The organism is Microbacterium sp. HD4P20 (assembly GCF_019449275.2).
In the GTDB taxonomy this organism is placed as follows: Bacteria; Actinomycetota; Actinomycetes; order Actinomycetales; family Microbacteriaceae; genus Microbacterium.
The window spans coordinates 283,405-304,947 of sequence record NZ_JAHZQZ020000011.1; the positions used below are offsets into that span (position 1 = coordinate 283,405).

A 21,543-nucleotide genomic window follows, 5' to 3' on the forward strand; every position below is an offset into this window, starting at 1 on the left:
GACCTCCCGCATCCACCGTACCGGGCGGGCGGTTCGTCGGCCGTGCAGGGCGGGCTTTAGACTCGACGCCAGCGTGAGGAGATCGTGATGAAGATCGTCGTCCTGGTCAAGGAAGTCCCGGATACCTACGGGGATCGCAAGCTGTCGCTGGAAACGGGTCTGGCCGACCGTGCGGCGAGCGAGACCGTGCTCGACGAGATCGGCGAGCGTGCGCTCGAGGTGGCACTGTCGTACGCCGACAAGACACCGGGCACCGAGGTCGTCGTGCTGTCGATGGCCCCCGATTCCGCCTCGGCCACCGTGCGCAAGGGACTCGCGATGGGCGCAGCGTCCGCGGTGCAGGTGGTCGATGACGCCCTCTTGGGCGCCGACCTGGGCCTGACCGCCGAGGTGCTCGCGGCGGCGCTGAAGCGCGTCGGGTTCGACCTGGTGATCGCCGGCAACCAGTCCACCGACGGCTCAGGCGGTGTGGTGCCGGCGATGGTGGCCGAGCTGCTCGACGTGCCGGCGGCGACGTACCTCAACTCGGTGGAGATCACGGATGCCGCCGTCAGCGGTGTGCGCGCGTCCGACGGCGCGACGATGCAGGTCTCGGCGGCGCTGCCCGCGGTGATCTCCATCACCGAGGCGCTGCCCGACGCCCGCTTCCCGAACTTCAAGGGCATCATGGCGGCCAAGAAGAAGCCGTTCGAGACGCTCTCGCTGGACGACCTCGACATCGACGCGCACGACCCGAACGCCTCGCGTTCCATCGTGATCGCGCTCAGTGAGAAGCCGCCCCGCGAGGCGGGCGTGAAGATCGTCGACGAGGGCGACGCGGGCGAGCAGCTCGCCGAGTTCCTCGTCCAGAACCGGCTCGTGTGAGGGTGACTGAGATGGCTGAATTCGCAGATGACTCGATCCTCGTCCTCCTCGAGACGACCCCCGCTGGAGGGCTTGCCAAGTCCGCGGCCGAACTCCTGGGCGCGGCGTCCCAGGTGGGGTCGCCGGTCGCGCTGGTGATCGGCGACGCGGCGCAGGCGACGGACACTTCGAGTCCTTCGTCGCTCAGTGCAGGTGCCGCAGCCCTCGGCGCGGCGTCGGTGCTGGTGGCCGCCGCTGGTGAGGGGCTGACCGTTCCGGCCGTCGACGCCCTCGCGGCCGCGGCCGAGCGCGTGCGGCCGGACGCGATCCTCGTGCCGCACTCGATCGAGGGCCGCGAAGTGGCCGCGCGGTACGCCGCGCGCACGCGGTCGGGTCTCGCGGTCGATGCGGTCGGCGTCTCGCGCGATGCCGAGGGCGTCGTGGCCCACCACTCGGTCTACGGCGGGGCGTACAACGTCGACGCGGCCGTGACGTGGGGCGCACCGGTGATCACGGTCCGGCTGGGGTCGGTGGATGCCCGTGCCGAAGCCGTCGCGCAGCCGATCGTGCACGAGCTCGACGTGCGTGCCTCCGGCCGAGCGTCGGCGACGGTGTCATCCGTCGACGCCGCCGTCGTGGCCTCGTCGCGACCCGAGCTGCGCGGAGCGGCGAAGGTCGTCTCGGGCGGGCGCGGGCTCGGCTCGGAAGAGAAGTTCGCGCTGGTGGAGCAGCTCGCGGATGCGCTGGGGGCCGCCGTCGGGGCATCCCGTGCCGCCGTCGACGCCGGCTACGTGCCGCAGACCTACCAGGTGGGACAGACGGGTGTGTCGGTGTCGCCGCAGCTGTACGTCGCGCTCGGCATCTCGGGTGCCATCCAGCACAAGGCCGGCATGCAGACCGCCAAGACCATCGTGGCGATCAACAAGGACGGCGATGCCCCGATCTTCGAGATCGCGGACTTCGGTGTGGTCGGCGACCTGTTCACGGTGGTGCCGCAGCTGATCGCGGCCCTCGAGGCGAAGAAGGCATAGGCGACGTGGCCACGTTCGGTACCTCGGTGCGCCGCGGCCTGCCGCGCCGTCCCGGCGGCGAGCCGTGGCCGCCCCCCGGCGACGCGCCCGTCTCGACCGCCGCTGTTGCTCAGGGGGCCGATTCTGCGGGTTCGGCGCCGTTGACCCCGCAGGACGTGACCCCCGAGGTTGCGTCGGTCGCGGGGCCGGTCGTTGAGCGAGCGGAGCCCCCGGTCGTTGAGCGAGCGGAGCGAGACGAAACGCCCCGGCCCGCAGCATCCGCTTCCCGTCAGGTGCGCCGTGGGCTGCCACGGGTGCCCGGCGGCGACCCCTGGCCACCCGCCGGCACCGCTCCGGTCGTTCAGGGGGCCGTTGCTGCGGCTTCGGTGCCGCCGACCCCGCAGGACGTGACCCCCGAGCCGAACGCCGGACGGGTCGACGAGGTTCCGCAGGCAGTTTCTGCGCCCTTGCCGCCGGCGACTCCGCGCGAAGTGGCGGCCGAATCTGCGTCCCACGGTGGGGCCCGGCTCCGGCGAGGACTGCCGCGCGTGCCGGGCGGCGAGCCGTGGCCGCCCGCCGGATTCGCGCCGACCCCGGCGACACCGACTCAGGTAGAAGCGACGACGAATGCCGCGGCGACAGAGGCCGCGCCGGTTCCGGATGCCGCGGCGACAATGGGCGCGCCGACGACGGATGCTGCAGCCACAACGGCCGTCCAGCCTGCCGCCGCGGGGGCCGCCCCGGCCGTCGCGCGGACGGCGTCCGGTGTGGCGCTGGACCGGCCGCTACCCTTCACCCGCACCGTCTGGCCCGGAACGGCGGCGCGTGCCGCCGCGCCGGCAGGCGAGCCGAAGCGGATCGGACCCTTCACGAAGCTCCAGTGGGCCGGCGCGGTCATCGTGGGCGGCGCGGGCCTGTTGTATGCGGCGGGCATGGCCGTCGCGGCGGTGCGCTGGCTGCTTTCCACCCAATGGGGCGCGGATTTCCTCTCGATGTATCCGGGGGAGTACCACCTGCCCGAGACGGCGCCGGTCGGCTTCCCGGCCTGGCTCGGCTGGCAGCACTTCTTCAATGTCTTCCTGATCGTGCTGATCATCCGCTCGGGGCTGCGGGTGCGCAACGAGAAGCGTCCGACGGTGTTCTGGTCGCCGCGCAGCAACAACCGCCGCAAGATCAGCCTGACCCTGTGGTTCCACCAGTCCCTCGACATCCTGTGGGTCCTCAACGGTGTCGTCTTCGTCGTGCTGCTGTTCGTCACCGGGCAATGGATGCGCATCGTGCCCACCAGCTGGGAGGTGTTCCCCAACGCCGTGTCTGCGGCGCTGCAGTACGTGTCGCTGGAGTGGCCGACCGAGAACGGGTGGGTGAACTACAACTCGCTGCAGCAGCTGGCCTACTTCACCACGGTGTTCATCGCGGCACCGCTGGCGGTCATCACGGGCGTGCGCATGTCGGGCATCTGGCCCAAGAACGCCAAGGCGCTGAACAAGGCTTATCCGGTCGAGTGGGCGCGTGCCGTGCACTTCCCGGTGATGCTGTACTTCGTGCTGTTCATTTTCGTGCACGTCGTTCTCGTCTTCGCGACGGGGGCGCTGCGCAACCTGAACCACATGTACGCCGCGCAGGGATCGGTCGACCCCGACGCGTACGCGATGAACTGGACCGGCTTCTGGATCTTCGCCGCCTCGATCGTGGTGATCGCAGCCGCCTGGGTCGCCGCCCGGCCGCTGGTGCTCGCCCCCATCGCACGGCTTTTCGGCAAGGTCTCCGGCCGCTGAGCCCGCCCCGGCCGGGGCATCCTTCCGGGGGATAACCCGAACGCAGGTCTCGGGCTGGCTCAGGGGCGCGGGAAGCGCGAGCGGCCTACCGTGAGGGTATGAGTTCCGACACCTCGGTCGCCGTGCCGCCCGCATCTCCGTCTTCCGCGCCGCCCGCTGCGTCGCCGTCCACGGCGTCACCGTCCCGGGTCGCCGGCGCGATCGCGCAGCTGGCGGCCCTCGGCGTCGTCGGTCCCGTCATCTTCTCGGTGCTCGCCACCATGCTGGCCCTGGGGGTGGGCCTCCTCGTCGTCCTCGGCATCGGGCTGCTGTTCCTCGTCGCCCTGGCCTATCTGATCTTCGCGCTCGGGTGGCTCGAGGCGGCACGGGTCGACGGACTGTACGGGTTCGGCTTGGCGCCGCGCCGCCTGCGCGTGAGCGGCCGCCCCGGATTCGGTGGATTCCTTCGCACGCTGTGGCTGCAGGCCATCGATCCGGTCAGCTGGCGCGGCGTCGCCAACGCGGCGATCGCGACCGTGCTGGGCTGGCTCGTCCTCGTGCTCGTCGGATTCGTCGCGTCCGGCATCGTGCTGGTGTTCGCGCCGCTGTTCGCCGAAGACGGCGGCATCACCCTGGCCCGCACCGACATCGCCGTCCCGCTCGCATGGGCAGTGCCTGTCGGGCTGCTTTCGGCGCTCGTGGGCACCGCCGGCGTGATCGGCCTCGGCATCTTGCACGGTATCCTCTCGCGGGCCATCATGGTGCCCTCGCGCGAGGCGCAACTCGCCGAGGCGGCGCGCACTTCGAGCGCGCAGCGCGAAGGCGCCGTGCGCGCCGCCGACGTCGAGCGCACTCGCCTCGAGCGCGACCTGCACGACGGCGTCCAGCCCCGGCTCGTATCGGTCGGTATGACGCTGGGCCTCGCGCAGCAGAAGATCGATTCCGATCCGGATGCCGCCAAAGCCCTGGTCGCCGAGGCTCACACCTCGACGAAGGCGGCCATCACCGAGCTTCGGCAACTGGCGCGCGGCATTCACACCGCCGTCCTCGACGATCGCGGCCTCGACGCCGCCCTCTCGGCTCTCGCCGGCCGCTCGGTGGTGCCGGTGCACCTGGACGTGCGCATGGACGGACGCTGCAGCCGCGATGCCGAAGCCGCGGCGTATTTCACGATCGCCGAGGCCCTCACCAACGCCGCCAAGCACGCACGCGCCACCGAATGCCGTGTCGTGGTGCGGCTGCGGGAGCCGGGGACGCTGTGGGCCCGCGTCGAAGACAACGGCATCGGCGGCGCGACCATCACGCCCGGAGGTGGTCTCGACGGCATCGTCAATCGCGTCGTCGCGGCCGGCGGCCACGCCGAGATCGACAGTCCCGCGGGCGGGCCGACGTCGGTGGAGGTGAGCATCCCGTGCGCATCCTGATCTGCGAGGACTCGGCGCTGCTGCGCGAAGGACTGGTCCGCGTGCTCGAAGACGCCGGTCACACCGTCGTCGCGGCACTCCCTGACGCGTCGCGCCTGGACGAGGCCGCCGACCAGAGGACCCCCGACCTGTGCATCCTCGACGTGCGCCTGCCGCCGACCTGGACCGACGAAGGCATCCGCGCCGCTCTCGCACTGCGCGACCGCCGTCCGGACCTGGCGCTCCTCGTGCTGTCGCAGTACGTCGAGGAGCGCTACGCGTCCGACCTGATCGCCGCCAGCGGCGGATCGCTCGGCTACCTGCTCAAGGACCGCGTGGCCGACGTCTCGGACTTCCTCGAGGCCATCGAACGCATCGCCGGCGGCGCGACGGTGCTCGATCCGGAGGTCGTCGCGCAGCTGCTCAGCCGGCGGGCCCGCGACACGCGGATGCAGCGCCTCACCGATCGCGAGGCATCCGTTCTCGCGTTGATCGCCGAAGGCCGCTCGAACCAGGCCATCGCACGGACGCTGCACGTGAGCGAAGGCAGCGTCGAGAAGCACATCACCGCCGTCTTCCAGAAGCTCGGGCTCGAGCCCGACGAATCCGGCAACCGCCGAGTGCTCGCCGCACTCGCCCACATCGAACACGGCGGGATCCCGCCGCAGACAGGAGCAGACCGATGAGCATCGCCACCCCGCCGCCAGGACCGCCCGCGCCCCCGGCGCCGCCGACGCAGAACCCCACGGCGCAGAACCCGCAGCCGCACGATCCCGGCACTCCCCCCGTGCGGGAGTCGTCGCGCGTCGTCGCGATCGTCGTGATCGTCGTGGGCGCCGTGATCCTGCTGGGCGCGATCGGCTCGTCCATCCTCGGCACGTGGGCCGCGGCATCCGTTCACACGACCTCGCGCGCCGTCGAGGTCACCGGCGTCACCGAGCTGGACGTACAGGTCGACGCCGGCGACATGCGGGTCGAGTTCGCCGACATCGACGAGGCCGAGCTCGAAGTGCGCAGCGCGTGGGGCATCGACCGCTGGAGGCTCGAGCGCGACGGCGGTGAGCTCGCGGTCGCCTCTCCGGACGGCTGGTTCAACGGCTGGTTCGGCGGCTGGCTCGGCGGCAACGGAAACGCGGTACTGCGCCTGCCGCAGTCCCTCGAGGGGATGGATGCCGACCTCGGCCTCGCAGCCGGAGACCTGACCGTCGACGGCACGTTCGGCGAGCTGGACCTGCAGGTCGACGCCGGGCGGGCAGAGATCTCGGGCGCCGCGGACAGCGTCGAGGCCCGCTTGAGCGCCGGCAGCGCGGAGCTGGAGCTCGACGACGTGGGGGAGGCGGCGGTCACCGTCAACGCCGGCTCGCTGGAGGCCGCCTTCTCGGGCCGCGCTCCCGACGAGCTCGTCGCCGAGGTGAACGCCGGCTCGCTGCGCCTGGTGCTGCCCGACGGCGAGTACGACGTGAGCTCGGAGGTCGCGGCGGGCAGTTTCGACAACCGCATCGGCAGCGTTCCCGGGGCCGATAACACGATCCGGGTCTCGGTTTCGGCCGGTGAGGCCGTGCTGCGGGCGCAGTGATGTGAGGGCTCGTGTCGCGTCCCCCTGCCGACCTCGGCAGGGGGACGCTGCGCGCGCGGCGTCAGTCCTCGACGATGATGCCGGTCAGCTCCGCGAGCGCCGGCGCCATCAGGTGCAGCTGCTCGGGCGAGATCGTGGCACCGCGGAGGCCCGCCAGTCCGACGACCTCGAAAACCTCCGCGCCGCGCAGGTCGACGTCGGTGAGGTTCGCACCGCTGACGTTGAGGGCGCCGATCCGGCTGCCCGGGAACGCGACGCGACGGGCCGTCGCGTCCAGCAGGTCGAGCTCTTCGATGGTGCAGTCCACGAAGGCGACGTCGAGCAGCTCTGCTCCGCGGAGGTTGACGAACCCCAGCTTGCAGCGCGTGAAGCGGACGCCCCGCCACGTCGAGTCGAACGCCTCGAACGATCCGAACCGGCTGTCGCGGACCTCGACATCGCGCAGTCCTGAGCGGGCGGCGCTCACCACGGTCGCGTCGATGCCGTCCAGCACCGATTCGACGATGCGCGCCCCACGGAGCGTCCACGAGCCGACGGTCGACCCGGTGAACCGGCATCCGTCGACCGTCTCGCCCGTGCCGAGCTGCCACTCGTCGATCGCGAGCCCGGTGTACGCGACGGCCTCGAACCGCCCTGCCTCGAAGGCCGCGATGTCGCCGGGGTCCAGCCCGGTCAGCAGCGACTCGTCGAAGTCGAAGGCCGGTGCCTGCGCACCGCGGGATCCTCGGGCCCTCGCCCCACGCGCACTCATGTCGAGGACACTACGGGGCACCGCCGACGCCCGCCGCCCGCCCGGCCGCGAAGCCTTCGGCGTAGGCCTCGTCGGCGCCGAGGCGGAACATGTCGCGCTCGAGCGGGCGGACGATCGAGCGGGCGCCCGGCAGGTCGAGCGATCCCACGAGGTCGGCCCGCCCGCGCACCACCGCGACCGGGAGCCGCGCCGCCTTGCCCTTGACCAGATCGGCGGCGGCAGCGAGCTCGTCGGCGACGCACGGCATGGTCACGACGAGAGGTCGGCCCTCGGCATCCGTCTCCCCACGCAGGTCTTCGAAGACGTGCACGCCGCCCGCGCCGATGGCGTGATCGGTCTGGCCCTCGCGCCACGCGCGACCGAGGGTGTCCGACACGATCACGCCCACCTCGGCCCCGAGGCGTGCGCGCAGACCGGCCGCGATCGTGCGCGCCGATGCGTCGGGGTCGACCGGCAGCAGCAGCACGGTGCCCTCGGGAGTGTTCGAGGCGTCGACGCCGGCCGCAGCCGACACGATCCCCAGGCGGTTCTGCACGATCCGCGTCGTCGACCCGGTGGGGAGGGTGCGGGATGCCACGACCCGGACCGTCTCCGCCGTGATCGCGTCTTCGCGGTCGTCGGCCACGATGAATCGTCCCTCGGCCTTCGACACGATCTTCGAGGTGACCACGAGGATGTCGCCGTCGGCGAGCCCTCCGGCGGCCGCACCCGCGATGACGTCGACGAGGTCGGTGCCCGTCGTGATCTCGGGAATCCCATGCAGGGGCCAGACAGTGAGCGGGGGGCGAGGCTGCATCCGTCCAGTCTCGCGGATGCGCGGCGCAGTCTCGCCTTCGAAACGACGAAGGGCGTGCCCGGCGAACCGGACACGCCCTTGGAACGAGCGATCAGCGCACGAAGCGCACCTCGGTGAGCGTCTCGCCGAGGAACGGCTCGGTGTGCGTCGCGCCGTCGAGAGTGAACCCGTTGCGCGTGTAGAAGCGGTGCGCGCGGGGATTGTCTTCCGCGACCCACAAGTACAGCGGCTCGCTTTCGGCCACGACCGCGTCGAACAGCTTCTGGCCGATGCCGGTGCCGTGGTAGGCGTCGAGCAGGTAGATGAAGTACAGCTCTCGGAACTGCGGGGCGTCGCGGTCGCGGGCGGGACCCGAGCCGGCGAATCCGACGATCTCACCGTTCACGAGAGCGGCGAACATCTTGAACTCGGGGCCCTGGGCGGCCCAGTGGGTCCACAGCTCCGCCATGCGTTTGGGTGAGACCGCCTCGAGGGCGGCCTTGCTGATGAGGTGGTCGTACGTCTCGTGCCAGCACGTGGCGTGCACGCGGCCGAGAGCTTCGGCGTCGACGTCTCGCACCGGACGGACGACGATGTCGGTCTGGAGTTCGGCTTCCATGGGCCAGACTCTACGCGCGTCGCCGCGAGACGGGAAATCGCGCCAACGACCGGTGAACGGGCGGTGACGAGCAGGATGTCCCAGCCCCGTGCTTGTTCGTATCCATCCGCCGACTGTCGGCATCCCACAATCGAATCGGCACATCGCGCGAGGGTCACTACCATCGCACCTCGTGAACGTGATCTGGCGGACCCTGCTCGTGATGATCACCGCGCGGCGACGCGCCAAGCGCCAGGGCAGGCTCGGGCCGACCGAGATCGGGCGGGTGCGGCTGACAACCCTGCCGACCGACATCGACGTGCTGCAGCACATGAACAACGGCCGCTACCTGTCGCTGTTCGACCTCGGCCGGTGGGACCTGCTCGTGCGCACCGGTCTGTGGGACGTCATGAAGCGCCACGGCTGGTACGCCGTCGTCTCGAGTGAGACCGTGACGTTCCGCAAGTCGCTCAACCTGTGGCAGCGGTTCGACGTGGAGTCGCGCCTGATCGGGCACGACGACAAGGCCATCTACCTCGAGCACCGCGCCGTCGTCGAGGGGGAGGTGTACGCCCGCGCCATCATCCGCGCCCGCATGCTCAAGCGCTCCGGCGGCACGCTTTCGCACGAGGAGCTGTTCGCGGCGGTGGGTCGCCCCGAAGGCATCCCCGAGGTCGATGACTGGGTGCACGAATGGGCCGCGGCATCCGCCCTTCCGCCCACGCGGGCGGACGCACCGAGCGTCTGGAACTGACCGCGCCGGTCGTCAGCGCACGATCCCGAGTCTCAACAGCGACAGCGCCCCCGCCCTCGCCACGTACGGTGCGCAGCGGCCCGGACAGCGGCTCTTGACCGTCCGGTGATGGTGAACTACTGGGGCGGAGGCGGTTCTTCGGGTTCGGGGACGAGAAGCAGTCCTCCCGGCGAGTTGGACGACTTCGTGAGCAGCTCGATCCAAGCGGGATTCAGACGCGGCTGGCGACTGCCGAAGTACTCGAATGCGATCGGGACGTGCGGGCTGAGCCACACCGAGGTGCGACCCATGCCGCTGCGCATGGGATCCGTCCATGTGAAGGCGAACGTCTCCGAACGGCGCAGCTTCGACCAGATCACGGCCTGCAGGTGAGCGAGGACCCGATCGTCGAGCGAGACGGTGACGCGGGAGTCATAGGTGAACGTACCCATGAGGCCACAGTAGCCGGGGCGAACGGGGGCGCATCATGAGCCGCCCACATTGCGGACGTGCATTATACGCACATCTCGCGCGTGTGTGAGGTGTTGCGCGCGTCTGCATCGTGGCTGAACCTGGAGCGCATGACCAGTACGCCGCTTCTCACACACGACCTGCGGTCGGCTGTCGCGGGGAGACGGCTGGAGGTCGTCTACCAACCGATCTTCGCGCTGGACGATTGGGCCTCCAGCGCATCCGCACCCTCCGCCGTGGAGGCTCTCTCTCGTTGGAAGCACGCGGCGATGGGCGACGTGTCGCCGACGCGATTCATCCCGCTCGCTCAGCGTGCCGGGTTCCTGGAGGACCTCGATCGGCTCGTGCTGGCCGTCGCGAGCGCCCAGTTCACGCGCTGGCGGCGCTCCGGTCACGAGATCGGTCTCTCGGTCAATGCGTCGCCCACGCACTTCGCGGGTGACTACGTGAGCGCGGTTCTGGAGCGCGCCGAGGCCCTCGCGGCGCCACCCGGTGCGCTGACGGTAGAGATCATCGAGCTGCCGCCCCCTCAGCTCATCCCCGACATGGAGGGAGCGCTCGTCCGCCTGCGCGATGCCGGGGTGGCAGTCTCGGTCGACGACTTCGGGGCGGGAGACACCACGATAGGGATGCTCGACATCCTGCCGATCGACGAGGTCAAGATCGACCGCAGTCTGACCCAGCGGGCGGATGCCGCCGCCGACGACATCGTGCGGTCGGTGGTGGAGCGTGCCCGGGCCGGCGGGTGGCGCGTCGTGGCGGAGGGTATCGAGACGGCGGCCGATCTTCAGCGCGCCCGTGACCGCGGATGCCACCGTGGGCAGGGTTTCCTGCTCGGCCGCCCCTTGCCGGGCGACGGCGTCGCGCGGATGCTCGCTCGCACGGAGTAGTTGCCGAGACTGTCGCTAGATCTGGGGGAAGTCGTCGTCCGAGTCGTCGTCGTCGTCGGCAGCTGCACTGTCACCGACGTCGATCTGCGACCACGTGACGGGCATGCCGGGCGAGAAGAGGATGTCGATGCCGGGACCCCCGCGCAGCGGCGGAATGTTCACGTAGCCGCCGCCGCCCTTGATCGCCTCGAGGATCTCCTGCTTCAGCTGGGTCACGGGCTCCGGAAGGAAGTAGTCTCGGCCGCCCACCGTAAGCCTGTTCACGATCGCCATTGATACACAGTACCCGCGCGTGATGCGAGCGGGGAGGCGCTTAGGATCGAAGCGTGGGCACTCTCCATTACGGCGCTCCGGCGGTCGAGTACACGGTCGACGATCGCACCCTCGCGCATCTCGAGCTCGTGATCTTCGCAAAGCTCCGCCGGAATGAGAGCCTCTCGTTCGCGATCATGGACGAGGCCACACAGCGGCGCCAGGCGTTCTGGATCTCGCCGTCCGCCTCGGTCAGGTTCGTCTATGAGGCCCCCATGCCCGAGATCAACAAGGTCTGGCTGCAGGAGCTCATCGACGCGGCGAACTCGCCTGGCGGGCTGAAGATCCTGCCAGAGCCTGAGCCCGCTTCTTCAGCCTGAGACGCGGCCTCGGCCGGCGCGCTTCGCCCGGTACATGGCCGCATCGGCCGCCGACAGCAGGTCGGCCGCACTGCTCGCCTGCGTGTGCACAACGACGCCGGCCGACGCCGTCACGCGCAGCTGCGTCCCATGGACGGTGATCGGCTCGGACACGGATTCGACGGCCCGACCGGCGATGCGGTTCGCGCCGGCTTCGTCGACATCCACGCAGACCATGACGAACTCGTCGCCACCCAGCCGCGCGACGACGTCAGTGCTTCGGGCGATGCCCGACAACCGGCGTCCGACGGCGGCCAGCACCGCGTCTCCGGCGTCATGACCGAAGTCGTCGTTGACGTTCTTGAAGTCGTCGAGATCGATGAAGACCACCCCGATGCCCTCGTGCGACGATTCGACGAGCTCGTCGAGCCACTCGTCCAGGAAGCGCCGGTTGTGGAGGCCCGTGAGCGCGTCGCGCAGAGCGAGCTCGGCCAGCTCGGCCTGCGCACGTGCTGCGAGCGCCGCGCGGATGCCCGCTCCCAGCTCCTGGGCGTCGTGCCAGTGCTCGCCCCACGGCACGGAACGGCCGGTGACGCTCTCACGCCACGCGGAGAACGAGCGGCGCGGCGAGAGCGCGTCGTCGCGGTTGCCCGGCCCCTGATCGCCCAGCCAGTCGATGGTGCGCGCGACTTCGCCGCGCACGAACACGATGCAGTTGTCCTCTCCAAGTGGGACGACGAGAAGCCCCGCGACACCTGGCATCTCGACGGCCAGCTCGGGCCGCTCCATCGGCAGCGCATCGGAGGAGAACGGCTCAGTACCCAGCGAATCCAAGACGCGCCTGAGCACCGCGCGCGGCGGGACGTCTCCGAGCGTGTGGGTGGTGCCGTCGATGCGGACGAGCGCCCCGTCGGCGGGAACCACGTCGAGCAGGCTCTTGTCGCCCCCGAGAAGCACCCGTGCGATGTGTCCGCGACCGTACAGGGGAGCGATGAGCTCCGCGCGGCGCTGACGCGCCTCAAGCTGGCGGCGCAGCTGTGCGATGTTCTCGGCCGCGGCGAGCTGCAATGACAGCTGGCTCGCCATGACTTCGAGCGTCCGTCGCAAGAGGACCGGAAGACGCCGAGGCGTGCGGTGCGCGCAGGTGATCATGCCCGACAGCCGACCATCGATCACGAGCGCGAACGACACCGTGGAGGCCTGGCCCATGTTGCGCATGAACTGAAGATGGTGCGGAGACGCTGCGCGCAGCTCGGTCGGCCCGAGGTCGACGGTGGCGTCGGGGATCAGGCTCTGGAGTCCGAGGCAGGCATCGTCGGTGTCGACGATCGCGCGGGAGCGCTTCTCCAGATAAAGCGCCCTCGCCTGCGCGGGGATGTCGGAAGCGGGGAAGTGCAGGCCGAGGTACGGCTCCATGTCGGGCTCGCGGGCGTCGGCGGCGACGTGGCCGTGCCCGTCATCGTGAAACCGGTACACCATGACCCTGTCGAACCCGGTGACGGTCTTGATCTCCGCTGCCGCGACCTCGCGCAGGGCATCGGGGTCGGTGATGGCCGCCAACCGCTGTATGGCCCCGACCACACCGGTGCGCACGTAATCGAGGTCGGCGACGATGGGCTCCAGCTCCATGAGCAGCGGTGAGGTCTCGCGGTGCACGATGACGTCGTAGACGCCGCCCTGGAACTCCGCGCGTACCGGGTCGAGGGCGACGCCGTGTGTCACTGCCCAGGTCAGCACATCACTGCGTGCGTCCTCCATCCGGCGACCGAGCCAATCCGCGGCGTTGTCGCTGGCGAGCACGATGATGGACGTCTCGGGGTCGATCCCGAACAGCACACCATGCGACTGGATGCGGCCGATCGTCCGGATGGGTTCGGCTGCGCACTCCCGCAGTCGCTGCGCTTCGGACCGGTCGCGCTCGCGTTCGTTGCGGGCCGCCGACCGGGTGGGGCCGTGGGTCACGAAATCTCCTCGGGTGACGCTGATCCCTCCGGCGTCGCCCGCAAGGGACACCAATCCTAAGCACGACGCCGCGACGCCGTCACACGACGGCGCCCTGCGCTTAGCGTACGGCGGTGCGGGCCGCAAGCCATTTGCCCGAGCCGTCGTACTGCGGTTGCCTGCGATCGGAGCGTCGGCCATCCGTCCGGCCCCGGAACCGAAGGAGTGCGCCGTGGACACGACCACCCTCATCTGGATCATCGTCGCCATCGCCGTCCTGCTCATCGTCGTCGTGGTCGCGTTGTTCCTGACCGCGCGCGGCCGCCGCGAACGCCGACTCGAGCACCGCCACGGCCGTGCAGAGAAGCTGCGCGAAGAGGCGCGCTCGACCGAACTCGAGGCACGGGAGCACGAAGCCGAGGTCGCTCGCGCGCGTTCCGAGGCCGCGTCGGCGACCGCCGCGGCCGAGGCAGCCCGCGCGCGCGCAGCCGAGGCGTCCATCGAAGCCGAACGCCGCGCGGGAACGATCGACGAGCACCAGTCCGATGCCGAGAAGCTGCGCGCCGAGCAGGCCGAGAAGCTGCGCAAGGCGGACGACGTCGACCCGTACGTCGGTGACGGACGAACGGATGCCGCAGCCGACGCACCGGCGGCAGCCGCTGCCGGTGGCATTCGACGCGATGCCCGCGACGAGGGCACAGTGCGAAGCGATGGCACCGTCCACGGTGACGCGACACGTGACGAGGTGGCCGCCGACGAGGTCGTCGACCCCGCTGATCGCCCGCGGCGCGCCGACGGCACCGAGCGCGTCTGAGTCGGCCGCGGTCGCGAGCGGGCATCACCGCGCGCACCGCGAGCGGGGACTACGCTCTTGCCATGAAGCCCGACGAGCTCTGGCTGGCGCAGGACGGCAACTTCACTCAGGTTCGCCGCAAGAGCGCGGTCGCACGGTTCGCCAGCTACACGGCCGGGGTCATCGAACTGCTCGCGGGCCCCGCCCTGATGATCACGCTTGCAGCCGTCGGCGCGTTCGAGCTGCCCTCGCTCATCGGCGGGATCGCGCTCATCGTCTTCGTGGGCGGCCTGGGACTGGCCACGATCGTCTCCACGGCCCGCATGCAGCGCCGTGTCCGACGCCTCGAACAGCACGGCCGCCCGGCAACCGCGGAGGTGCAGGACCCGAGATCGGTGAGCCTCGGAGAAGAGACGGGTGTCGAAGTCACGCTGCGCATCAGCGGTCCTGACGTTCCCGAGTTCGAGACGAGGCACCGGGGGAGCGATGGCGCCATCGACGGCTTGGGGTCGTCGTTTCCGGTCATCGTCGATCCGTCTGACGGCGCGTACATGATCGTGCGCTGAGGGTCCCGGGCCGCTACCGTGAGTTCGTGATCGCCATCGTCCAGGTCGCCGGCCGCCTGCTGTGGCGTCACTGGCCGGTGCTGCTCGCGTGGTACCTGGGCGCCATCCTGGCGCGGTACGCGCTCATCGAGGTGGCGGGGTACGTCGGCGCCTACAGCGCCGTCGCCGGGTCGCTGCTGCTGCCCCTGGCCATCCTCGCGCGCCTCATCGCCCTCGTCGCGATGTTCCTCGTCCTTCGCGACGGCATGCGGCAGCTCAATGCCATCGCACCGCTCACGACCGACCCCGCCGAGCGTAGGCGCGAATTCTTCGACGCGCTGATGACCGGCATCCTCCCGTTCTTCGCGTTCTATGCCGCCTGGGGATACCTGCGCGAGGACGCCGACGCCTACATCGCGAGAGTGCTCGAGGTCGACAGCGAGATGGACGCCGTCGCCACCTTCGAAGAGTCTGCACGTGCTGGCGACGGCGCGGTGGGCGAACTCGGTTTGACTCCGATCACCATCGCCATCGCAGTGGCGGCGTTCGTGCTGCGGTGGCTGTGGAAGCGGTATCGAGGTCGGCTGCCCAAGTGGTCGGGCGTTCCCGCGACCTACCTGGAAGCCGTGTGGGTCTATTACGCCGTGACGGTTGTATCGATGGCGCTCGGAGCGCTGAACACGTGGGTGTCTTCCCGGCAGGCGATGGTGTGGCTCGCCGATCTCCGCGAGGTGGTCACAGTCGGGTTCGCGCCGCTCGCGTGGGTGTGGGAGGGGGTCGAGTGGTTGCTGGGGGAGGCGGGCGGCATCATTCTGCTTCCCGTCGCGTGGTTGACGATCGCCGGCGTCGTCTACGGCCAAGCGGTCGCGCCGCAGGCCGTGCCCACTGACGAGCTCGGTGGCGAGATCGGTGAGCGGCTGCGCGCTCGCTATCGCTCCCTACCGCAGCGCCTGCGTGCCCGGCTCCGTGACATCTGGAGCGACGTCGTCGGCCGCTTCACACCCATCGGGCGCGCATTCGTGCTCATGTGGCGCTCCGGGCCAGTGCTCATCGGCGGCTTCGTGCTCCTGTACACACTGCTGCTCGCCGCGCAGGGCGTGCTCGGTTGGGGAGTCACACGTCTTGTCGGACCGCATGACCTCTCCAGCTTCTGGCTGGTGTGGGATCAGCTCATCCTGCTCATCGTGCCCGTGCTGATCGAGCCTGTGCGCATCGCTCTGGTCGCTGGTGGCTACGATGCCGTCATCGGCCGACTGATCGTCCGTCAGGGCGCGACGACGAGCCTCGCGAACTCCGGGAGCAACCCTCCTGACTCGATGTCCACGACGAACGGCCCTGATGCATCGAGCGGCACCAGGTAGTCGACATCCAGGGTGTAGGGCGTCGTCGCATCGGCGATACAGGAGGTCGGGCGCTCTACGTCCCAACTTCGGTCGAGTTCGTAGGAGGCCGAATTCCACTGGCGCTGAAGCCCCTCGAGCTCCCGCAGCGGCGGCTCGAAGCACTGGATTGCCGGATCGCCCGGGTCGACCCGCACGCGGACCGACACGACCCGTGTGCCCGACGGTGCCAGCGAATGCTCCGTGAACTCCGCGGTTGCCGGGCCTATCGTCGCCTCACCGTAGGCAGCGGATTCGCCCGCTTGGACCATGATGGGGATGCTGGCGCGACCGCTGTAGTAGCTTGACCATTCATTCCAACCGACTGCGGCAGCCGTCGCCGGTACGAGAAGCACCAGTACACCCAGCGCCGCTGCGTTCGCACGCCACCAGCCAGTCAAGGCGTCGTCCAACCCGTCGCAGCCAGCTCCACGTCGTCGACCTGACGCACATCCTCCAGGTCGAATTCCACGAGGATCACGGAATCGAGTCGGGTATCGCCGTTGATTGCGAATTCCAGTACCGCCGCGCCTTCGGCGAGACCCTTCGGAAGCTCGAATGCCACACTTCCGGCGCGCGAGATTCCGGCAGACAGGCCTTGACGCCGGAGGGAATCGGGCCGTTCGCTCGCGCCGTACCGGACCCCGTCGATGACGAGTTCGGCGTGATTGAACAGGACGCCGAACTCTGACACCACGGATGCTGCGTCCAGCTCGACCACGAGCCAGTTGCCCCCGGCCGACCAGCTGCCGGCGCTCACAGACGGCGTTCGACGGAGTTCGGTGACGGTGACCTGGATGTTGCGTCCCGTCGCTTCTGTTCCCAGCGCGGCATTCACGGCGAAGGGCTCGACGAGCTTGTCTTCGCCAGGTGTGACGAGTGCCACGAACCACGCCGCAACGACGAGAGCGGTGCCGATCGCCCAGGTCGCCCATCGCGGCACCGGCCGTTCACCCCTCCGCATCGGCTCCTGCTCCCAGATCCTCGACCTCAACGCGCACTACTGAGTGTGCGACGTGGTTGTCCCACCACTGTTCATCCAGGACGACGGAGCCGGTGATGAGGGTGGTGTCGTAAAGAGTGACTTCAATGCTGTCGGTCTCGGAAAAGCGGTCGGCATCGACAGGCCATGCGAAGACGACGGTTGCCGGTACGCCCGGCTGGAGGAACGGAGTCCACGTGCCGTCGTCGAGGCGCGCCGACGCGTCGCGGCTTCCTCGCTCGATGCCGGGGATCGAGAACGAGTGGGCGACCCCGTAGATGCCGGTGGCGCTCACCGGCTGCGTCCAGGTGTTCTCGACATCGGCGATCAGGGCCAGCACACGCTCCCCTTCTTCCACATCGACGCCCGCATCGGAGAGTTCATCGATGAGCACCGCGCGCTGGACCGTGAACGACCGCTGATCGGTCACATGAGCCTCGCCCGGCTCGAGCCGTTCGAGCTCGGGCGGAGCCGCGGTCGCGAGGCCGCCGAAAGCCGCCGTCGCGGCGAGGAACGCGGCCGTCGCGATGCCCGCGAACCAGCGTGTCGGCACCCGGTCGGTCGCCGCGCGGACCCACTCGAAGCGGCGCCGGGGCACGGGCGCGGCGTCGGGGGACTCGGACACGAGCACAGCCTACGGCGAGTTGCCCCCGGCATCCGGAATTCGTACCGTCCCGAGACCTTAGGCTGATGGCATGGTGACCGACCCTGACCAGGGGGACACCGACCGTCCGGCCCCCGACGACGATCTCGCCGACCGTGCCGTGGCTCTGGCGCAGCGGTGGATCACCGAGAGCGCCGAGGTCGACGTGGACCCCGCCGCCGAGCGACTGGCCGGCGTGCTGAAAGACCCGAATGGCCTGCCGTTCACGATCGGGTTCGTCGACGGGGTGATGCGTCCCGAGAGCCTGTCGGCCGCGGCATCCCAGTTGAACCGCATCGCTCCCCTCGTGCCGGAGTTCCTGCCGTGGTACCTGCGGGGTGCCGTGCGCGTGGGCGGAACGGTCGCCCGGATGCTGCCGACACCCGTCGTGCCCATCGCACGGCGCGTGCTGCGCGAGATGGTCGGGCACCTCGTGGTCGACGCTCGCCCCGAGAAGCTCGGACCGGCCATCGCCGCCATCCGCGAGAGCGGCGCGCGGCTCAACCTCAACCTGCTCGGTGAGGCCGTGCTCGGCGAGCAGGAGGCGCTGCGCCGGCTCGACGGCATCCACGAACTCATCCGGCGCCCGGATGTCGACTACGTCTCGGTCAAGGTCTCGGCGATCGCGAGCCACATCTCGATGTGGGCCTTCGACGAGGTGGTCGACAGGGTTGTCGAGCGGCTGCTGCCGCTGTACCTCTCGGCGGCGAGCGATGACACCTTCATCAACCTCGACATGGAGGAGTACCGCGACCTCGACCTCACGATCGCCGTCTTCACCAAGATCCTCGAAGATCCGCGGCTGCGCGGGCTCGAAGCGGGCATTGTGCTGCAGGCCTACCTGCCCGACGCGCTGCCCGCGCTGCAAGAACTCACGGCGTGGGCGCGGATGCGCGTCGAGGCAGGCGGGGCGCGCATCAAGGTGCGGCTGGTGAAGGGCGCGAACCTCGCGATGGAGCGGGTGGATGCCGTCATGCACGGCTGGTCGCTCGCGACCTACGACGCCAAGGTGGACTCCGACGCCAACTACGTGCGGTGCCTCGAGTGGGCGCTTCGGCCCGAGAACACCGCGGCGGTGCGCATCGGCGTGGCCGGTCACAACCTGTTCGACATCGCGTACGCGTGGCTGCTCGCCGAGCGCACCGGCGTGCGGCCGGATGTCGAGTTCGAGATGCTGCTAGGGATGGCGCAGGGCCAGGTCGCCGCGGTGTCGCGCGAGGTCGGGCACGTGCTGCTGTACGTCCCCGTCGTACGACCCGACGAGTTCGACGTCGCCATCAGCTACCTCGTGCGGCGCCTGGAAGAGAACGCCTCGAGCGAGAACTTCCTCTCGGCGGCCTTCGACCTCGCCGACGACCCCGCGATGTTCGAACGCGAGCGCGACCGCTTCCTCGCGTCGCTGGCACGCGCTGCAGACACGGCGCTGCCGATCGGCCCCCGCCGCGCGCAGGACCGCACCGTGGAACCCGGGGATTCGCCCCGCGCCCGCGCGCGACTTCTGCGTGGCGCAGCCGCCCCAGGAGAGGACGCCGGACTGACGCAGGCGGTGATGGGGATCGCCCGCTCGGCGGCCGCCGCCGAATCCGGCGCCGACACCGCACCGATCGCGCCATATGCGCAGGAGCAGGTCTTCGGCGGCGAGGCGTACGTCGAGACCGCTGTGTTCTCGCCGCGCCAGACGGCGTCCCGCAGCGCGGGCGCGCCCGGCTTCCGCAACACCGCCGACACCGACCCGGCCCTTCCCGCCAATCGGGCCTGGGCGCGCGACATCCTGTCTCGCATCGACGTGTCGGGCGCGGGCGACGCGACCATCGCGACCGCACGCGTGACCGGCGAGGGCGAGTTGCTGCAGATCGTGGAGCGGGTGAAGGATGCCGCGGCGGCATGGGGCGCGGAGCCCGCGGCCGATCGCGCCGCGGTGCTGGCCGAAGCCGCGCACGCCCTCGAGTCCCGACGCGGAGAGCTGATCGAGGTCGCCGCCTCCGAGACCGGCAAGGTGTTCGCCGAAGCCGACGTCGAGGTGAGCGAGGCCGTGGACTTCGCGAACTACTACGCCGCGACCGCCCGCGAACTCGACCGCGTGAGCGGTGCGGTGTTCGAGCCGGCGCGGCTCACGGTGGTCGCGCCGCCGTGGAACTTTCCCATCGCCATCCCCGCCGGCGGGGTGCTCGCCGCGCTCGCCGCCGGGTCGGGCGTCGTCTTCAAGCCCGCCCCGCAGGCCCGGCGCTGCGCAGCCGTGGTCGCCGAGGCGCTGTGGCAGGCGGGAGTGCCGCGTGACGTGCTCGCGCTCGTCGACATCGACGAGAACGGTCTCGGGCAGACGCTCATCTCGCACCCGGCGGTGGACCGCGTCATCCTCACCGGCTCGTGGGAGACTGCGGCCCTGTTCCGGTCATGGCGCCCCGACCTGCCCCTGCTGGCCGAGACCAGCGGCAAGAACGCGATGATCGTCATGCCGTCGGCCGATCTCGACCTCGCCGCGGCCGACGTGATCAAGAGCGCATTCGGCCACGCCGGGCAGAAGTGCTCCGCGGCCTCGCTGGCGATCCTCGTCGGGCCGGTGGGGCACTCGCGCAGGTTCGCGCGTCAGCTCATCGACGCGGCCACGTCGCTGCGGATCGGCCCGCCGTCCGACCCGCTCGCCGAGATCGGACCCGTGATCGAGCCCCCGCGCGGGAAGCTGGAGTGGGCGCTGACGACCCTCGACGAGGGGGAGCGGTGGCTGGTCGAACCGCGTCGACTGGACGCCGACCCGGAACTTGCCGGACGAATGTGGTCTCCGGGTATCCGCACCGGCGTCCAGCCCGGCTCGCGTTTCCACTACGAGGAGTTCTTCGGACCGGTGCTGGGCGTCATGCACGCTTCGTCCCTCTCTCACGCGATCGAGCTGCAGAACGCCGTGGCCTACGGACTGACGGCGGGCCTGTACACCCAGAACCCGGAGGATCTCTCGCTGTGGCTCGACCGCGTCGAGGCCGGCAACCTCTACGTCAACCGGGGCATCACGGGCGCCGTCGTGCAGCGGCAGCCGTTCGGGGGCTGGAAGCGATCCTCGGTGGGCCCGGGCACGAAGGCCGGCGGACCGAACTACCTCGTCGGCCTCGGTCGCTGGCGGGCCACCTCCGGCGCGCCGGCCTCGGCGACGCTCCACCTGCGGGGTCTGGATTCGCGGATCGCCGCGATCATCGAGGCCGCGCAGCCGTCGCTGGACTACGAGGCGTTCGAGTGGCTGCGTCGCGGCGCCCTGTCGGACGCGATCGCATGGGATCGCGAGTTCGGTCAGGTCAAGGATGTGTCAGGGCTCGGCATCGAGCGCAACCTCTTCCGCTACCGACCGGTTCCCTCGGTGGGGCTGCGGGCCTCCGGCGACGCGACCTGGCACGCGGTGCTGCGGACAGTCGTCGCCGGCGTGCGTGCCGGTTCGGCGCTGACACTGAGCGCGCCGGTCGGACTGCCGGCGGCAGTGCGCCGTGTGCTGAGCGATCTCAGGGTCGACGTGTATGTCGAGACCGACCTGCAGTGGCTCGAGCGGATCACCGCGACGGATGCCGGCGTCCTCGCCGCCGCAGCGGATGATGTCCCCGCGCGACCGACGCGCGTGCGGCTGATCGGATCAGCCGAGTCGGTCGCCGAGCTGCACGGGCTGCTCGCGCGCGCCGTCGATGGTGACCCCGACCTGGCCGTCTACGACAACGAGGTGACCACCGCGGGACGCTTGGAGCTGCTGCCGTTCCTGCGCGAGCAGTCGGTGACGATCACCGCCCACCGCTTCGGCAACCCGGACCCGTGGTCGGGGGCCGTGATCTGACGGGCACAACGTTGTAGGCTCGGCTCGTCACCTC

General features: G+C 70.2%; 22 protein-coding genes. 13 read left to right on the forward strand and 9 right to left on the reverse strand.

The genetic code is table 11. The features are described 5' to 3' along the window. Positions 1–87: 87 nt before the first annotated feature. The 6 genes from K0817_RS04435 to K0817_RS04460 all read left to right on the forward strand — a co-directional run bounded on the left by K0817_RS04435 (position 88) and on the right by K0817_RS04460 (position 6,589). Positions 88–864, forward strand: coding sequence for an electron transfer flavoprotein subunit beta/FixA family protein (locus K0817_RS04435; RefSeq protein ID WP_219980155.1), 777 nt, complete (start codon positions 88–90; stop codon positions 862–864). 11 nt (positions 865–875) lie between these two features. Further along, positions 876–1,874 carry an electron transfer flavoprotein subunit alpha/FixB family protein gene (locus K0817_RS04440; protein WP_219980156.1) on the forward strand — a complete coding sequence of 333 codons (999 nt, stop codon included), beginning with the start codon at positions 876–878 and terminating at the stop codon, positions 1,872–1,874. A 5-nt stretch (positions 1,875–1,879) separates the two neighbouring features. Further along, entirely contained in the window at positions 1,880–3,631 is a 1,752-nt protein-coding gene (locus K0817_RS04445; RefSeq protein WP_219980157.1) for a cytochrome b/b6 domain-containing protein, read from the forward strand. A 98-nt stretch (positions 3,632–3,729) separates the two neighbouring features. Further along, on the forward strand, positions 3,730–5,034 hold the full coding sequence (locus K0817_RS04450; RefSeq protein ID WP_219980158.1) for a sensor histidine kinase: 1,305 nt from the start codon (positions 3,730–3,732) through the stop codon (positions 5,032–5,034). Then, positions 5,022–5,699 carry a response regulator transcription factor gene (locus K0817_RS04455; RefSeq protein ID WP_219980159.1) on the forward strand — a complete coding sequence of 226 codons (678 nt, stop codon included), beginning with the start codon at positions 5,022–5,024 and terminating at the stop codon, positions 5,697–5,699. Before K0817_RS04450 ends, K0817_RS04455 begins: the two co-directional genes overlap by 13 nt. After that, complete coding sequence (locus K0817_RS04460; protein WP_219980160.1) at positions 5,696–6,589, forward strand: hypothetical protein; 894 nt, start codon at positions 5,696–5,698, stop codon at positions 6,587–6,589. The genes K0817_RS04455 and K0817_RS04460 overlap by 4 nt, the downstream gene beginning before the upstream one ends. Positions 6,590–6,650: 61 nt before the next feature. Here K0817_RS04460 and K0817_RS04465 read toward each other — a convergent pair whose 3' ends face one another. From K0817_RS04465 to K0817_RS04475, 3 genes are all read right to left on the reverse strand, one after another. After that, entirely contained in the window at positions 6,651–7,340 is a 690-nt protein-coding gene (locus K0817_RS04465; RefSeq protein ID WP_219980161.1) for a pentapeptide repeat-containing protein, read from the reverse strand. Between the two features lie 10 nt (positions 7,341–7,350). Further along, positions 7,351–8,136 (reverse strand): coenzyme F420-0:L-glutamate ligase, encoded by a 786-nt coding sequence (gene cofE / locus K0817_RS04470; RefSeq protein WP_219980162.1) that lies wholly within the window; start codon positions 8,134–8,136, stop codon positions 7,351–7,353. A 91-nt stretch (positions 8,137–8,227) separates the two neighbouring features. Further along, positions 8,228–8,734: a GNAT family N-acetyltransferase gene (locus K0817_RS04475; RefSeq protein WP_219980163.1), complete on the reverse strand. Its 507-nt coding sequence runs from the start codon at positions 8,732–8,734 to the stop codon at positions 8,228–8,230. A 172-nt stretch (positions 8,735–8,906) separates the two neighbouring features. Between K0817_RS04475 and K0817_RS04480 the strand changes: the two genes are divergently transcribed. Continuing rightward, a complete protein-coding gene (locus tag K0817_RS04480) occupies positions 8,907–9,467 on the forward strand; it encodes a thioesterase family protein (RefSeq protein ID WP_219980164.1) in 561 nt (186 codons plus the stop codon). A gap of 116 nt (positions 9,468–9,583) precedes the next feature. Here K0817_RS04480 and K0817_RS04485 read toward each other — a convergent pair whose 3' ends face one another. Then, positions 9,584–9,898 carry an ATP-dependent DNA ligase gene (locus K0817_RS04485; RefSeq protein ID WP_219980165.1) on the reverse strand — a complete coding sequence of 105 codons (315 nt, stop codon included), beginning with the start codon at positions 9,896–9,898 and terminating at the stop codon, positions 9,584–9,586. A 129-nt stretch (positions 9,899–10,027) separates the two neighbouring features. Here K0817_RS04485 and K0817_RS04490 point away from each other — a divergent pair, with 129 nt between their 5' ends. Next, positions 10,028–10,807 (forward strand): EAL domain-containing protein, encoded by a 780-nt coding sequence (locus K0817_RS04490; protein WP_219980166.1) that lies wholly within the window; start codon positions 10,028–10,030, stop codon positions 10,805–10,807. Between the two features lie 15 nt (positions 10,808–10,822). On the opposite strand, the gene K0817_RS04495 is transcribed toward K0817_RS04490, so the two are convergent. Continuing rightward, positions 10,823–11,080, reverse strand: coding sequence for a hypothetical protein (locus K0817_RS04495; protein WP_219980167.1), 258 nt, complete (start codon positions 11,078–11,080; stop codon positions 10,823–10,825). A 53-nt stretch (positions 11,081–11,133) separates the two neighbouring features. Here K0817_RS04495 and K0817_RS04500 point away from each other — a divergent pair, with 53 nt between their 5' ends. Then, positions 11,134–11,439, forward strand: coding sequence for a hypothetical protein (locus K0817_RS04500; RefSeq protein ID WP_219980168.1), 306 nt, complete (start codon positions 11,134–11,136; stop codon positions 11,437–11,439). Here the strand turns inward: K0817_RS04500 and K0817_RS04505 are convergent. Then, a complete protein-coding gene (locus K0817_RS04505) occupies positions 11,431–13,380 on the reverse strand; it encodes a sensor domain-containing diguanylate cyclase (RefSeq protein ID WP_219980169.1) in 1,950 nt (649 codons plus the stop codon). The two genes, K0817_RS04500 and K0817_RS04505, sit on opposite strands and share 9 nt — an antisense overlap. A gap of 211 nt (positions 13,381–13,591) precedes the next feature. On the opposite strand from K0817_RS04505, the gene K0817_RS04510 reads away from it, so the two are divergent. The 3 genes from K0817_RS04510 (at position 13,592) to K0817_RS04520 (ending at position 16,058) form a co-directional block, all read left to right on the forward strand. Continuing rightward, positions 13,592–14,173, forward strand: a complete 582-nt coding sequence (locus K0817_RS04510; protein WP_219980170.1) for a hypothetical protein — start codon at positions 13,592–13,594, stop codon at positions 14,171–14,173. 62 nt (positions 14,174–14,235) lie between these two features. Then, entirely contained in the window at positions 14,236–14,718 is a 483-nt protein-coding gene (locus tag K0817_RS04515) for a hypothetical protein (RefSeq protein ID WP_219980171.1), read from the forward strand. Positions 14,719–14,744: 26 nt separating this feature from the next. After that, positions 14,745–16,058: a hypothetical protein gene (locus tag K0817_RS04520; RefSeq protein ID WP_219980172.1), complete on the forward strand. Its 1,314-nt coding sequence runs from the start codon at positions 14,745–14,747 to the stop codon at positions 16,056–16,058. Here the strand turns inward: K0817_RS04520 and K0817_RS04525 are convergent. From K0817_RS04525 to K0817_RS04535, 3 genes are read right to left on the reverse strand one after another with little or no spacing between them, the layout of a single operon-like run. Then, positions 15,962–16,489, reverse strand: coding sequence for a hypothetical protein (locus tag K0817_RS04525; RefSeq protein ID WP_219980173.1), 528 nt, complete (start codon positions 16,487–16,489; stop codon positions 15,962–15,964). The genes K0817_RS04520 and K0817_RS04525 overlap by 97 nt on opposite strands. Continuing rightward, complete coding sequence (locus K0817_RS04530; protein ID WP_253735171.1) at positions 16,474–17,019, reverse strand: DUF4352 domain-containing protein; 546 nt, start codon at positions 17,017–17,019, stop codon at positions 16,474–16,476. The genes K0817_RS04525 and K0817_RS04530 overlap by 16 nt, the downstream gene beginning before the upstream one ends. Before the next feature lie 7 nt (positions 17,020–17,026). Beyond that, positions 17,027–17,683, reverse strand: a complete 657-nt coding sequence (locus K0817_RS04535) for a hypothetical protein (RefSeq protein ID WP_253735172.1) — start codon at positions 17,681–17,683, stop codon at positions 17,027–17,029. Positions 17,684–17,753: 70 nt separating this feature from the next. On the opposite strand from K0817_RS04535, the gene K0817_RS04540 reads away from it, so the two are divergent. After that, the gene (locus K0817_RS04540) at positions 17,754–21,509 is read left to right on the forward strand and encodes a bifunctional proline dehydrogenase/L-glutamate gamma-semialdehyde dehydrogenase (protein ID WP_219980176.1); all 3,756 of its coding nucleotides are present in this window, start codon (positions 17,754–17,756) and stop codon (positions 21,507–21,509) included. Positions 21,510–21,543: the final 34 nt, after the last annotated feature.